At 41.5% G+C, this 14,795-nt stretch carries 9 protein-coding genes and 1 tRNA gene; 4 read left to right on the top strand and 6 right to left on the bottom strand.

Features of this window, described 5'->3' with window-relative positions:
* Window positions 1-21 precede the first annotated feature (21 nt).
* The 3 genes from KSZ58_RS08030 to KSZ58_RS08040 all read right to left on the bottom strand — a co-directional run bounded on the left by KSZ58_RS08030 (window position 22) and on the right by KSZ58_RS08040 (window position 3,790).
* Entirely contained in the window at window positions 22-1,200 is a 1,179-nt protein-coding gene (locus KSZ58_RS08030) for an NAD(P)/FAD-dependent oxidoreductase (RefSeq protein WP_217752652.1), read from the bottom strand.
* Window positions 1,201-1,206: 6 nt separating this feature from the next.
* Entirely contained in the window at window positions 1,207-2,664 is a 1,458-nt protein-coding gene (locus tag KSZ58_RS08035) for a hypothetical protein (protein ID WP_161129036.1), read from the bottom strand.
* Between the two features lie 487 nt (window positions 2,665-3,151).
* Complete coding sequence (locus KSZ58_RS08040) at window positions 3,152-3,790, bottom strand: hypothetical protein (RefSeq protein ID WP_009587371.1); 639 nt, start codon at window positions 3,788-3,790, stop codon at window positions 3,152-3,154.
* Window positions 3,791-4,085: 295 nt separating this feature from the next.
* Between KSZ58_RS08040 and KSZ58_RS08045 the strand changes: the two genes are divergently transcribed.
* The 4 genes from KSZ58_RS08045 (at window position 4,086) to KSZ58_RS08060 (ending at window position 5,864) form a co-directional block, all read left to right on the top strand.
* A complete protein-coding gene (locus tag KSZ58_RS08045; protein WP_008817010.1) occupies window positions 4,086-4,346 on the top strand; it encodes a TfoX/Sxy family DNA transformation protein in 261 nt (86 codons plus the stop codon).
* 64 nt (window positions 4,347-4,410) lie between these two features.
* Window positions 4,411-4,758: a hypothetical protein gene (locus tag KSZ58_RS08050; RefSeq protein ID WP_008817011.1), complete on the top strand. Its 348-nt coding sequence runs from the start codon at window positions 4,411-4,413 to the stop codon at window positions 4,756-4,758.
* 39 nt (window positions 4,759-4,797) lie between these two features.
* Window positions 4,798-5,412 (top strand): GNAT family N-acetyltransferase, encoded by a 615-nt coding sequence (locus tag KSZ58_RS08055; protein ID WP_154410992.1) that lies wholly within the window; start codon window positions 4,798-4,800, stop codon window positions 5,410-5,412.
* Between the two features lie 375 nt (window positions 5,413-5,787).
* Window positions 5,788-5,864 (top strand) — tRNA-Arg (locus KSZ58_RS08060).
* Window positions 5,865-6,123: 259 nt separating this feature from the next.
* Here KSZ58_RS08060 and KSZ58_RS08065 read toward each other — a convergent pair.
* From KSZ58_RS08065 to KSZ58_RS08075, 3 genes are all read right to left on the bottom strand, one after another.
* Window positions 6,124-12,735: an InlB B-repeat-containing protein gene (locus KSZ58_RS08065; protein WP_217752654.1), complete on the bottom strand. Its 6,612-nt coding sequence runs from the start codon at window positions 12,733-12,735 to the stop codon at window positions 6,124-6,126.
* Between the two features lie 255 nt (window positions 12,736-12,990).
* Window positions 12,991-13,431, bottom strand: coding sequence for a hypothetical protein (locus KSZ58_RS08070; protein WP_009269747.1), 441 nt, complete (start codon window positions 13,429-13,431; stop codon window positions 12,991-12,993).
* Window positions 13,432-13,528: 97 nt separating this feature from the next.
* On the bottom strand, window positions 13,529-14,617 hold the full coding sequence (locus KSZ58_RS08075) for an HD domain-containing phosphohydrolase (protein ID WP_233104378.1): 1,089 nt from the start codon (window positions 14,615-14,617) through the stop codon (window positions 13,529-13,531).
* Between the last annotated feature and the right edge of the window lie 178 nt (window positions 14,618-14,795).

Genomic DNA, 14,795 nt, shown 5'->3' on the forward strand with positions numbered 1-14,795 from the left:
TTCCTCCATTCTATGGTTTTGCTATGCCTCTTTACCATTCTTTTTTATCAATTTCCCATGTTCAAACATTGCACTGGATAAGGTTCCATCCATATGCAGCAGCTGGTACAGCAGGGTCTGTCTGGTGATATCCTGACGAATGACTGTATAATCATCCTGTAAGGCCTCCTCCAGCTGTGTCACCTGTTCAATCTGTGAGCTTTCATACGGATTATAGAATAGAAAAGCAACTCTGCCGGAATCCGGTGTCAGAATGCTCTTCAGCTGATTTCTCTCCCTGCAATACCGCTCACTTGCCGTAGCGGCAATCGCTCCGTCTGCGGCTGCGGTGACCACCTGACGCAAAAAGGTCTGTGTGCAGTCCCCCACTGCATAAATGCCGGGAACACTGGTTTCCTTTTTCTCATTCACAAGAATATATCCCTTTGCATCACAGGCAACCACATTCTGTACAAACGCTGTCTGCGGCACCATGCCGACAAAGAAGAAGATACCGTCCGCACGCACTTCCCGTGTTTCACCGCTGACAACGTTTTTCAGGATTAACCCGCGGACCTCCTCATCCCCCAGAATTTCCTGCAGGGTGGTGTTCCAGACAAACTCTATTTTCGGATTTGCATAGGCTTCAGCCGCTGCCATTTCATTACAGTCAAGGTGCCCCTTCTCATGCAGGACGATAACGGTTACCTTTTTCGCAAAATGCGTTAGATATCCGCTTTCCTCAATTGCCTGATCGCCGGCTCCCAGTACATAGATTTCCTTATCCCGGAAAAACTCGGCATCACAGGTAGCGCAATAGGCGACCCCATGTCCGGCAAGCTCGATTTCATTGGGAATACCGAGAACCCTCGGCTTCGTCCCCGTATCCAGAATCACACTGTCACCGATAAAATCTCCGCGGCGCTTTGTGTGTACAAGAAACGCACCGTCCTCCATCGTTTCCAATCCGGTTACCGTAGTCCGCTTGAAGACATTGGTGGCATACGACTGGGCATGCGCCTTGAATTTCTGCATCAGACCTGCACCGCTGTCAGAAATAAAGCCCGGATAATTTCGGATTTCTCTGGTGTCGTTGATACGTCCGCCAAAGCTTCCCTTCTCAATCATGAGGGTTTTTCGTCCGGCTCTTCCTGCATAAATGGCAGCTGCCAGACCGGCAGGTCCTCCTCCGATAATGATGACATCATAGCATTCTTCCATACATCCTCACTCCTTTGCATGATGGTATGTCATACTATATTTATGTTCTCCCTCTCTCCCTGCACCGAGCACGACCCAGATACCGCAGATCAGTGTCAGAAGCAGACAGTAATAGGAGGACAGGAAAATTTGAAACGGTGTGACAACCGGCAGATAGGCATGATTTGCGGCCAGCTGATTGATCACAGTAACAGCTCCCATGACAAAGGCGCTGTTGATTGGTATGATTGCTGTTATATTCGTTGTCATCGCAGTTAACAGAATACTCCTGCGTTCCGGTGATATTCCGGCCTTTTTTCCAATGGTATCCGCAATATCCTTAAACATGAGAATGGAAGGCAGCACACAGCCTGCCAAAAGAATATTGACGATACCGACGCCAAGGGAAATCATCGCCTCTGCACCGCCTACATGCTGTAGCGCTTTTCGTGATGTGAGATAGTTGCAGCATTTCTCCATCATTCCGCCCTCTACGGCAATCGCAATCAGACCATAGAGCAGGATGGTGGAAATGATGATATCGACCACGCCGGATAAGCCGTCAAACAGAATGCCGTGCAGCTCCTGTGTTTCATACTGAATGCTGATCAGATCAGAAAACCGGAACAGTCCGGTTGCGATTCCGACGATTATACCTGCCACAATCGCATAGGTGACGCCGACAAACAGATCACTTGTTTTAAAGCAGATTATCAGCAGAAGCAGAATCGGCAGCAGCATCCACAGTCCCTTTGGATTGCACATGCTCGCAAGCAGCTCGGGATTCTGTGCGCTTCCACTTGTTACCAAAGCATAAAACAGAACAGCGGACAGAATTCCTGCGATAAGCAGATACGGCAGACGCTGTTTCATTACACGCAGCAAATCAGCGCCCTTGTTTGTGACAGGATCATGCTGGGAGGCAATCGTCGTATGAATGACCTGAGAGCTTGGTGAGAGTGCATCCCCAAAGAAAATGCCGCTCAGCATAGCCCCTGTCAGAATCGCAGGATCAGCGCCCATCAGCACCCCTGCCGGATAAAAAATCGGCACAACGGCCAGAAGTGCCGCAATCGGTGCACCTGCGCCCATGGAAATAAGCGAGGATACAAGAAAACAGAAAACCGTGAAGCTTCCTCCGCTCAAATGCAGATGCATGCCGATCCAGACAAAGCCGGAGCCGATCTGTCCGACAGCCAGAAGCTTGGAAAAGATACCGATTACCATGAAGATCATAATCAGTCTGGCATTTCCATACTGGGCAAGACCGTGTACGATGGCATCCCAGTAATGCGCCTTGTCAGCACATAGGAGGAATCCGATCAGAATGGCAAGTACCGCTGCCAGAATCAGCGCCTTCATAGAGTAATAATGAAAACAGATCATGATGATACCGCTCAGCAGAACATACAGTACGATGGGCAGTACGGCGAATTCCTGATGCATATGGAATTTCAATAAAGCGTTTACATCGTTCTTTTTCATATAGCCACCAACCTTGGATCCACCCCTATGATAACACTCCCTTTTTCCTGTTACGTGTTGGCATTCCAACAGTTTCTCACTTTTTGTGAATAAAATAACAAATTAAAAAACAGCGATTTTTCACAAGAAAGAGGTTGGGTGAACAGTACAGAATATGATGTGCCGTCAGGATTGAGAACAGAGGATTTTCAGGGCTGTGCAAATGCAGAGCAGATGAGGAAAAGCCTTTTTCTTTCACAGCGGACATGCAGGAAATGTATAGCGAAATATGTGTGCCGTATACGACAGCAAGGCGTTTTCGGGAATATGAAAAAAAGACTTCGTTTTTAATCAAGTGAAGTCTCTGTTCTCATTCATTTTCAAAAAAGAGAAATGCTGGCAGCATGTGTGCGATCTGCTTTCTTCTCTGTACCTATAGATTTTGTTCCCGCATGTTTACGGCTCTTCGCCCGATCTGTAATCATAGCGCTTCTTTATGACACACAGATCAGATTTTATTCATGAAGTGTACCTCTTCTTTATGTATATTCGTATATATTCGCATAACTTGATCTCTGCTGCTTTTATGATAGATGAGATATCCATCTGCATCCGTTTTGAAGATAACCGTAAGCTCGCCAACCTTACAGGTATGCAATTGATCATCATCCGTTTCGCAGATACGCACATAGTCCTCAAGTGCAGCATTCTCCAGGGTTTGTTCAAAGGTCTGTTTGTCCCAGCGTATGGTGTTGAAGCCCTGAGGCAGCAGACCGGTATCCGCTATGTTCACCTGTGCCATAAGCCCTGACTGCTTTGTCTGTTCGATATGGAAAGAAGCTCCCTTTTCATCCGTATAGGTGCCGCTGAATTCATAAGGGGCATATACATCGTTTGGCTTGGCTGTAGTATCCTCCGTGCTGCTGGATTTACGAATACTAAGATCTACAAGCTGACCCTTTTCATTCTCCTGCTTCAAATGAAAGCTATCTGCGGCTTCCAGTTTTTTTAAGGCTGTATCCAGCTGTGCTACAGTATCCTTGTCCTTCTGAAATTCCTCGACATCCCTGTCAGGCTCAGCGCTGCATGCACAGCATAGCAGCATCAGTATACAGCATCCGATTTTCTTCATCATTCTATTGTACATTTGCATGCCGATTGCTTAGGCTCGCACTCCTTCTTTCCTTAATTGTACACGAGAAAAGCTGAATTGTCTTCCATATAGTTAAGATTAGACAGCGTTTTATTCAGAAGCTGCTTCTATTATGGCTGTAATCGGAGTTAGCTTGCCAACTGTGATGCTTCGCATACTTCTGAAGCTGATACTTTTAAAATATAGGATAAGCTTGATGAGACAAAATGTTTTTCAATATATTTTATTTTTTACGTTCATTATTATGGTAAAATGGATGCATAGGTAAATCAAAGTTAGGAGTTATTATATGGAAAGTTTAGATAATATGTTAAACATTGGAAAAGAAATGAAAAGAAAGCTTTTCTCAATCGGTGTCAGGTCATCAGAAGATTTAATTAGACTAGGTAGTAAAGAAGTGTTTTCTCAATTAAAAGAACAGTATCCAAACGTATGCTTAGTTCATCTATATGCACTGCAAGGTGCAATTGATAATGTCGATTATGATAAACTTCCGGATGAAGTCAAACGTGATTTAAAGCAATTTCATGATCGTATAAAAGATAAATAGAAGTGCATAAATTAGTTTTTATTCAATGGCTATAAAGATAAATCACGATTGGAGGAGGTATTTTATGTTTAATGAAGTATGCATATATGAGGCAAAGCTGACCAAGTTAGATGAAATTGAAGAACTGATGAGGGAAGTGGCGGAATTTTACTTGGAGCAAGATGGTGTTATTGATGTACATTATATAAAACGTACTCACAGACAAAAAGATTTCAATGCAGTTAAAGAGGGAGAATTACCTGTTCGTCTTACAAGAAATGTAGGTAAGGTAACATATGTCTTGTATTGGGTGATGGAAAATGAAGAAGTTCATGCAAGAGTTGGAAAACTGGGTTTGGAAAAGTTCTATAAGCGTTGGAATAGGTGTTTGATCACAATGCCCAAAATAATTCTGGGTGAGAATATTGTTTGATTTACAAATTTCAGTTTATTGAACTTAAAACAAGGAATTATGGAGGTTGATAACGTGAATACACCTGCATTGGTAACAAAACGTTTGATTTTACGAAGATTCACAGAAAAGGATATGAAAGCTCTTTTCCTCATTTTGAAAGATGAGGAAGTTAATAAATTCTTACCATGGTATCCTTTGAAAAATTTAGAGGAAACAAGGAAATTTTATGAAGAAAGATATGCTTTGAAATACGTACAGCCGCAGGCATATGCGTATGCAATCTGTTTAAAAGAAGATAATTTTCCTATAGGCTATGTCAATGTTGATATGGAAAAACATCATGACTTTGGTTATGGACTTCGGCAGGAGTTTTGGCATAGGGGAATTGTTACAGAAGCAGGGAAAGCAGTCATAGAACAAGTGAAAACAGATGGTTTGCCTTATATTACGGCAACGCACGATAAAAACAACCCGAGAAGTGGGAATGTTATGCGAAGGGTAGGGATGACCTATCGTTATTCCTATGAAGAACAATGGCAGCCAAAGGATTTTCCTGTAATATTCAGAATGTATCAGCTCAATTTTGATGGTAATGAGGATTTTGTGTATAAGACGTATTGGAATATGTATAGCAATCATTTCATTGAGAAATTAAAATTTGATAAGAAATAATCATAATAGATTTTACTGTTTATATCACATTGTGACGGATATAACAATTATTTTTTTGTTAAGCATGCTGATGAAAAGCGACATTCCAAAATACCTGAAAATCAAAGCAGAACAGGTAAATGGTCTTTTCCTGCATAAAATTTTGCAATGCTTTACCATCTTTATCGATTTCACTTTTCCTTCAGTTGTCTAAATCTATTCACTATGGAGTACCATAAGCTATAAACAAAAAGTATGACATTATGAGAATGCAGCTTTTCAACACCGCTAAGACAGATCGTGAGTATTCCTATGATGATGTCAAAATGATATCAAAATAGAAATTTTAAGTAGCCGTTACCTCAATTTTATGATATAATAAACCCTGCAAATGATGTGCCCGTAGCTCAATTGGATAGAGTATCAGATTCCGATTCTGACGGTTGCAGGTTCGATCCCTGTCGGGTGCGCCAGAATATTATAGAAGCCCTGTTGTTCAGGGTTTTTTTCTATTCCTTATACAGCATAAGAAACAACTTGCGATTTCTTCACATTCTGTCCAAATCAGAATGTTTTAGAAAACACTCGAAAGCATTATGAAGTATAGCTTTATACAAATAGTCACTTAATATCATTTTAAGTAAGACTACTTCATGATTACAGTATCTCCCTAATAACCATTTACAGAATAAAAGCGGCGAGCAGACGCTAACGCATCAAGCTCGCCATTATTTATTTACAGTGTGTTCCTTTTCTTATTTTTGAGGCTGTTAAAATAGAAATCACTATACCAGAAGCTACTAAGAGTAACACCCAAAGCGATCTGTTAGATTTATCTCCGGTTTCCGGTACTTCTTTTGTCCCTGGTGTGTTCACATTCACTGAAGACTCCAATTCATTCTCCTTTTCATTATACCAGGAAGGACTAGTTACATTATCCTTTACCCCCTCATCGATATCAACACTATCCTTTCTGTAATACAAAAACTTGGCAAAAGCTATTTCTCCCTCCTTAATGATTCCAGTTTCTCCCGATTTTTCCACCTTGTAGGCTTTGTTGTTATCGGTATCCTCTACTGTATAGCGAATTCCGGAAGGAAGACCTTTAGCAGCAATACTCTCTTCATGCTTCAAAACAATGTTCGCTACACCCTGCTTAAATCTCATGTCTCCATAAACACCCGTAATTCTCTTATCACTCAGAGTCACGGTAAATGTAAAGTCCTTTTTCTGTTCTTCTTCATTTCCGGCTACTGTATTGGAAATCATCAGACTTCCGGTTTTAACCTCAGGCTCTGTTGGCGTACTGTTCTTCGTATTAAGGAACTCCACTGTAGAAGCATTCGTTGTAATCTTGCCTTTCGCACCTTTTGAGGTTGTGATATAACCATCCTGATTACTTTCAACCTCAACGACTTCATACGCTGTTCCTAACGGAAGATTTATGGCAGACTTACGTTCCCCATGCTTCAGAGTAAATTCGTCTGACACACCACTCTTGAAGCTTATATCACCGAACAATCCGTTAATTTTTGTATCCTGAAGGTATACTCGAAAATGGAAATCCTTTTTCGTATCTCCCTTAGTTCCATCTACAAGCTTAGATATTGTCAGATTACCACCTTTCCATTCGGCAATCAGCTTCATAGAAGCTGTCTGAGCCTTCACCTCTATGCTGTCACCTGGTTGATACACTTTATCTTTATACTTCCAACCAATGAATTTATACCCGTCTTTCATCGGAGCTGTCTTAACCATATGCGTTTTCCCAATTTTAATAACTTCCTCATCATATTTCTCAATGCCATCCGGAGATATGCCACCGGCCAAATCATAGGAAATGACTCCCCAGTCCTCCAGAGCATCGGCCGTTCCATTACCATCTTCATCGAATCCCCAGGCTGCATAAACTGTTATATTTTCTTTTCCAAATAAAATCTCCGTGATTGTTTCCAATTCACAATCATTCCATTGATAGATTTTATTGTTTTTCTTTGTTGTCCAGCCAATGAAAACAACAGCCTTTCCATCTACCTTACTATGCATTGGCTTTTCATTTGATAGTATCGCCTTCTCTTTCGGCAAATATTTGTTAATATCCTTCGGCATGTTCTGAACGATTCCATCGTTAAGAGCATTTTCTGAATATAACAGCTGTGAGAGTGTCTCCGTATAATCTGCCTGGTTATTTCCATTGCGATCTTCTGCCCAAACTGCATAAAGTGTTACATTTTCAGTACCCATGACGATAGTGTTTCCGCTAATCAATATTTTTTCTATGTCGGCCTTTTGTTCTGCAGTAAAAGCTGCGCTGTATGGCTGGCGACTCCAGCCGACAAAAATTTCTCTCGCATTACGTGTAAAGCCCTTCTCATCTGTTATAGCAATACTCTCACCGTGTTTGATGCCGTTTTTCTCTGCCGGTGTAGTTCCATTGCCACCATTTAAATCATACTTTAAAGAATATGTCTCCAGTACATCAGCAGTACCGTTGCCATTCTCATCATAGCCCCAGGCTGCATAAACCGTAACGTTTTCATTACCAAAGGTAATTTTTTTAACTGTTTTTATAGGTGTATGATTCCGTTCGCAGATATGAGGACTCTGTGTTGTTGTCCAGCCGAGGAATACTACCTTTTTGCCATTCACCTCACTGTGACTTGGCACTGTTTCGCTCAGTGAAGCCTTATTACCCGGCAAATAAATCTTGTTGTCATTGGTAGGCATATTTTCAACGTTACCTTCGATGACATTGGCATCATATACAAGCTGATGTTCCTCCAGATAGTCTGCTATTCCATTATTGTTGCTATCAGCAGCCCACACGGCATAAACATTGGTATTTCCATCTGGATCTGCAGCATCCGTTTCCAGCATCGTTACTTCTGTCTGTATGCTGTCTTTCAGCGTTTCATATTCCCTTGAATTTGTAATAATCGTATCAAGAGTCGGTTTAATACTCCATCCCACAAAAATATGATTCCCGTTTTCAAAGGTAAAGCGTCCAGATATCCCCTCCGTGCTCCCTAATTCATCATGCTCTATCTGCTTACCAGCAATATCCTTAGCAGTTGAGGATAGCTGTACTTTCTCACCTGCTACATGATAATGAGGACAAATCACATCTTTACGATCAGAAGCAGCGTCATGGTATCGAACGTGTACAGCATCATCATTATAGTCAGGATTTCCATTACCATTTCCATCGATTGCCCATACCGCATAAAGCGTAAGGTCCTTTTCCGGCATCGAAAGCTCATCATCAATAATAATTTTGTTAATGACCTCTTGTGAAGCATCCGCTGATAACGGTGAGGATATTTTTTCCTTACTCCAACCGGCAAAGATTGCTCCTTCTCTTTTCAAATTGTCCGGCTTTGCCGCTATTGAAACAGATTCATTGGCAATGTGCGCAGAGGATCCCGGCACATCGCCAGTGCCACCATTACCATCATAACGTACGGTGTAAAGCTTGTTTATCTGAGCGGTAAACACCCTATCCTTCACGATCGACAATTCTTTGAGCTCCTCGGTACTATATACTTTATTATCGGCATCAGACCATTGACCATCAAAACGCCAGCCATCTGCTTCTTTAACAGTTGGAATCGTTCCAACCGTATTTTTGTGCCATACCTTTATACTTGCCTTACTGATTGTAGCATTTTCTGCTTTGAAAGTAATCGTGTGAGGCGCTTGAAGTCCAATTGATAAATTCGTATTCTTTTTGAGATTTTCCTCGTCACAGTTAACAACAATGGTGCCGGTAGCACTATTGTTGTTGCCGTCTTCTTTAAATATCCCATCTTCCGGCAACGAGAACTTCAAAGGATATGCGCTATTTATATCAGTATTACCGGGGTTTGTAATTTTCACATGGTAAGTATCAGCTCGGCGTCCGGTAAATTTAAAAGTTCCGTTCTTCGCAGTTGTTTCATGACTTTCTGTATCGTCACTTCCCACTGCATTCTGATGAGGCGCTTCTATCTTTACATCACCTTTGTACAGCTCGTCCGTATCCTCATCATAAACGCCATTGAAATTCCTGTCTACAAAGATCTTTCCTTCAATGATTCCTGTCTGGAACTCCGCTTGTATATGCGGCAAAGGCATATGTCCACCGTTTTCTTCATTACCTACTGTATACGGCGTATACCCGCAAGGCCCGAAATTAACAACACTACCCACCAAAGCTGATGTTGCCTTTTCTGCTTCATAATGCAGATAGATTTTTATTTCTGCATTATTTGGTATTTCTGTGACCGTATCCTTCGCGCTGATACGAAGCATTTTTACTGTAGACCAATCCGATATTTTATCTGCATCTACATAATTATCTTTATTATTATAATAGAGCGGATCACCTATCGTTGCTTTGGAATCAACTGTTGTACTATACTGCACCTGCAAATCACTTTGAGAGCTTCCTATCATCGTTGCAGGTCCACTCATTTTCATATTAAATTCAAACGGCTTGTCCTGAATATGGGTATCCCAGTTGTCTCCCTTCTTGGGTACTGGAATATAATAATAAAAGGCTTTTGCGTCTTCCTCACCAAATGGTCTGCCGGTTTCGTTTTTGGCAGTAAACCGAAAATCAATGCTATGAGTATCTTCTTTTAAAAACTCAATTTTCTTATCTATCTCATAATTGGCATATCCTTCATCGCTGATATCAGCAGAATCACCCTCAGACAGCTTTGCGCCAAAGCCAAAGCTCAGACCAAGACGCGCCGCTACGATTGATAACTTTGTATCATCAGCATTTTTATTAAAGGTACAAAATTTCTCTGTTGTATCCGCATCGCCATCCCAATCATCGGTATCTGACTGTATATATTCACTCTGCGTACCACCGGCATTATCAGATGCCAGAGATGCACTTTTTATTCGCACACAGTTCCGCATATCCAGGGCCATGGCATCCGCAACCTTATCAATTTTCATATCGAAAGACAGACCAATCTGATACTGTCCCAGATTCTGCGTAAACCAGCCGACCGGAGCCTTGCCACTCTCAAATGAAATTTTGTACATTCTGTAATCATTCGCGCATTCACTATCAAGAATAGTATAATCCGTCTTTTCCTGCAATGGAGCGCTTTTTACCTTTCCAGTCTCTGGCGTACCATCCCCTAACAGGACGCGATCAGCCGTACTTCCTTCCAATCTGGTTAGCTTCAAATTCTCTATCTTAATGGATTTTGGTAACCGGATATAGATTTCCGTATCCATTACCAGCCTATGAATTGAGTACGGATACGCCGTGGAGGCGATAACACCGTTGAATTGAACTGTCTCTCCGGCAGTCGTGGAATGTATATCCAATACCGGAATTTTTTTGCCATTCTCTATTGTATTTATCAGCGCAAGAGACACCTGATTGCTCTCATTGGCTGAAACAAATTTTGCGTCGAAGGTAGCTGGAAGAACAGTTTCATCACGGGTTTGCGTATCATACATTTTCATAGTCGCAAACGATGGGATATTTTTAGGTTCCATGGCTTTTTTAAGCTTTCCCAATGTTCCTGCACAAGCTGAAGACGGATCTGCTGTTCGAGACTCGACATAGCCCATATAGTTAGCATCATAAACACCGACATTTGCGCGTATATTGGTGAAATACTCGTCCTTCTTGAGCCCTGCCATTTCAGCAGTGAACAAAGCAAAACCGTTACTACTTGTAAGTGCATGGGAGTATTTCGTTTCTGACGTCTTGTTCGTCGTATACCAAACCTCAATCTGATTCCCACTGGTAGCAGGAATTCGCTGCGCAATTACTCCAAGTTCATCCGAGTCCTGATAAATAAATTCCACAGTCTGTGGTTCACTCTCCATTGTCCCTTGGTTAGACACAAGAAACTGCCCGAGGAAATAGACCATATCCGGCGCTGAATCATAGACGCTGACAATACCAGATTTCCCAGAGGTACCAGCGCCTGAGCTTGCTCCCTGCATCCTTATATCACTCGCGTTTCCGGCCTTGAATTGATCCAAATTTTCCTTATTAAAATCGTTGTTTAATATATTGACAGTATTCGCAGTCGTTTCATAAAGACCGTCTGCATAGGTAATCGTTCCACCCACAGCTGTACGATTAACTGTCCCTGTTCCGTCCGCCTTTATAAGTTGAATATTCGAATTTCTCCACTCAATTTTATCTCCAGCATCACAAGGCTCTCCATCCTTCCAACGAAAATAAGGCGTGAAATAATCATCCCGGGGAATATACATGTTTTCCCAGATCAAAGTAACAGTATGATTGATATTGTCGATTTTCTCATTAAATTGAAATTTCTGCTCATCCTTGTGATGAACAGGATCCATCCAGTTATCGCCATATTCCTTTGTATCAAAATCTGTCCGCACATACTCCGCATAGGTGCCCTTTGTACTATTGTACGGCAGCGCGATAGTAACCTCCAGTTTTTGAAAGAACATCCCCATGCTGTAGCGGGTTCTGTCCGGGCGAAAACGAATCTGCTGCATTTTAAAAGGTGTATTTGCTGCTGCAGGAACTATTCTCTTTGAATCCCAAGAGGTCATAACAGGGCCAGAAGTAAGCTTGTCACCTGTGATTACAGCTTTTCCGGAAACCTTCTGATACTCTCTTTGTTCATCCCCTTGTACGGAATAAACGCTGACTTCCAATGGATTTTTCATCGTTGAGCCAAGTTTCTTATTCCAAAGTGTGGTATCCGGTGCCAAAATGATATTGAAGCTGCTATATTCTGCTGTATCACGAAGTGAATAGGTAATCGTACCGGATTTAGGGCGATAGCTTCCATAGGTGTTATCACTATTCAACTCTTCGATATTTTCTGGTGATACACTTGCTACCAGGCCTGTCATGGCATTTGGTTTTGGATACTCTACGACAATCAGACCGTCCGGAACGTTTATTTTCACCCTTTTATTCTTTAAATTCAGTGTGCTTTGAACCTTGACATGCAGTGTTACCGACTTCGTATAATCAATGGTAAAGAGGCCATTTCCTTCTAACAAGGATTGTTCCGTACCTGCATCATCTTTAATTACTGCCGTCGTAATCTGCATTCCCGGATTTTCTTTTGCCAAAGTCTTTTTCGGCATCTCGGATAACACATTGTCAGCTTTATGCTCTGGTGCTTCAGTTGATGCATCCTCCGTTTGCGATGTCTCGTTCAGCTTATCCGCAGCTTGTTGCTTGTTTGCATTTGACTCGGGTATCTTCTCCTCAGAGAGAAAAGAGTCCTCTTCCTTGTACTCCTCAGCCAGAACCCCCGCTATATTTGTAACAATAATCCCCATACAGAGGATTGCACATACAAGATTTCTCCCTCGTATCTTCTTCAGACCTCTCATGATCAATCACTCACTTTCTAAAACCTAATAAAAACCCAATAGTATAATAAGCTTCGTTACTCATATAAAATTTCAAATTCTAAACTAAATCGCCTTTCCATAATCTGCTCAACTTCTAAAATATAATGTTTCTTGAAGTCTCCACGCTATCCGCTGATCAATTTAAAGGCAAATAACATAATCAATCGATGATATAAAAGGATGGAATAGAAGGTGTCACCTTATTCTGTTAAGTACATACGACATGTCTTCCCATTATTTCTTTTGAATATTCTGTTCCGCCTCCTCCATTAGGATTGCATGCTTGATAAGATTTGCATGCCGATAAAAGGTAGACCTCTTGATGTTCAGTTCTTTTTGGTATTCACTTAATGCCTCCCTGTCAACTAAACGTTTTCTTATTTGTACCTCAAAGTCATTCGGCAAATCAATTGATGGCCGTCCATAATTTCCTTTTCCCTCTAATTTTCTTTGCAAAGCCTTCTGGATGCCTCTATGCTGACTTTCCTTCATCTTCTTGCGGTTCAAATCTATAATATATTCATAAAAGGAAGAAAGTACAGCTGCATCAATGACCATCCCCTGAATGGATAGCTGTATTCCGTTTTTTGCATATTCCCGCAATTCATTTTCCACCTGTATGACATCCTCTCCCAGAGCGGTGAATGATGTGAGTTTCAAATTTTTATGTTTCATCCCAGTATCCTTTCTTATGTTCTATACGTTGCATCTAATTTCCAGGTGCTAGTGAGGTCATACGAAATCCAAAACACCACTGCAGGATTTCCATGCATTATATTTTTACAGCACCCTGCACATTATAGGAATCCGGTTGATTATAGGTGAGATTTGATGCAAGTGTATTACTTATGTCTATCAGACCTTGTATAAGCGTTGGATTAAACACACCGCATTCTCCATTTACAATCATGTGCAATGCCTTTGTATGTGAATATGCCTTTTTATAGCACCTTTCACTGGTTAGTGCATCATATACATCTGCCAGTGCTACCACCTGCGCTGCGATCGGTATCTCTTCTCCCTTCAGCCCATCCGGATAGCCGCTTCCATCATATCGCTCATGGTGCCAGCGGCAAATTTCAATGGCTACCTTGACAAGCTCGGATTCCCGCTGTTCCGCTGGTAATTCCATCAGCATTTCAGCACCGATCTCTGTATGCGTCTTCATTACCCGAAACTCCTCAGCTGTTAATTGTTCCGGCTTATTTAAAATTGCATCGGGTATCGCGATTTTCCCTATATCATGAAGTACTGAAGCTGTGCTGATGATGTCTATATCGGTATCTGTCAGCATATACGGAGTGCTTTGGTGAACAAGGGTTTCCAACAAAAGCCTTGTTATCGTATGAACATGCCGGATATGCGAGCCGCTTTCACCATTACGAAATTCTACAATGTGGGATAGGATAGAAATCATCAGCTTATTATTTTTTTCTTGACTTTGATATTGCTGTGCGATTATTTCTTCGAGGTAATGCTGCCGTGCATATAACAGCATTGTATTCGCTATTCGATGCTGGACAATCGCAGGGTCAAATGGCCGGCTTATATAATCAAATGCCCCGAAGTCATATGCCTGTTTTATATTCGCAGGAGAATTGTCCGCAGAGATCATAATAACCGCAAGGCTGGCATTCCAGCTTCTTTTTTTTATAAAAGCCAAAACTTCGAAACCATCCATTTTCGGCATCATGATATCCAGTAATAAGAGTGAAAATTCCGTTTTGTAGCGAGAAAGAAGAGCTATCGCCTCCACTCCATTTTCCGCTTCTACAATGTCATACTGATTCTCAAGGATTTCAATCAGAAGAGCTCTGTTTATTTCTGAATCATCTGCTATAAGAATTTTTTGTTTATTCACATGCATCCATCGCTTTCATAACAAGGTATATTTCACGATTTTATTATAATTTTAGTTGAACACCCTGACAACATCCCGATTGGTAAGGTATACCCATACGCTTTATACAAAATTGGTAAGGTGAACAAATAGCTTCGCATATGCATACTGACAAACAGAAGGTCGCATACTATAATAA

Source organism: Erysipelatoclostridium sp. DFI.2.3 (assembly GCF_019132535.1).
GTDB classification, from domain to species: Bacteria; Bacillota_I; Bacilli_A; order Erysipelotrichales; family Erysipelotrichaceae; genus Clostridium_AQ; species Clostridium_AQ innocuum.

Coding starts and splice junctions, on each gene's coding strand:
- KSZ58_RS08065 (WP_217752654.1), bottom strand. CDS start 12,735: ATGAGAGGTCTGAAGAAGATACGAGGGAGAAATCTTGTATGTGCAATC.
- KSZ58_RS08030 (WP_217752652.1), bottom strand. CDS start 1,200: ATGGAAGAATGCTATGATGTCATCATTATCGGAGGAGGACCTGCCGGT.
- KSZ58_RS08040 (WP_009587371.1), bottom strand. CDS start 3,790: ATGTACAATAGAATGATGAAGAAAATCGGATGCTGTATACTGATGCTG.
- KSZ58_RS08050 (WP_008817011.1), top strand. CDS start 4,411: ATGTTTAATGAAGTATGCATATATGAGGCAAAGCTGACCAAGTTAGAT.
- KSZ58_RS08035 (WP_161129036.1), bottom strand. CDS start 2,664: ATGAAAAAGAACGATGTAAACGCTTTATTGAAATTCCATATGCATCAG.
- KSZ58_RS08045 (WP_008817010.1), top strand. CDS start 4,086: ATGGAAAGTTTAGATAATATGTTAAACATTGGAAAAGAAATGAAAAGA.
- KSZ58_RS08070 (WP_009269747.1), bottom strand. CDS start 13,431: ATGAAACATAAAAATTTGAAACTCACATCATTCACCGCTCTGGGAGAG.
- KSZ58_RS08055 (WP_154410992.1), top strand. CDS start 4,798: ATGGAGGTTGATAACGTGAATACACCTGCATTGGTAACAAAACGTTTG.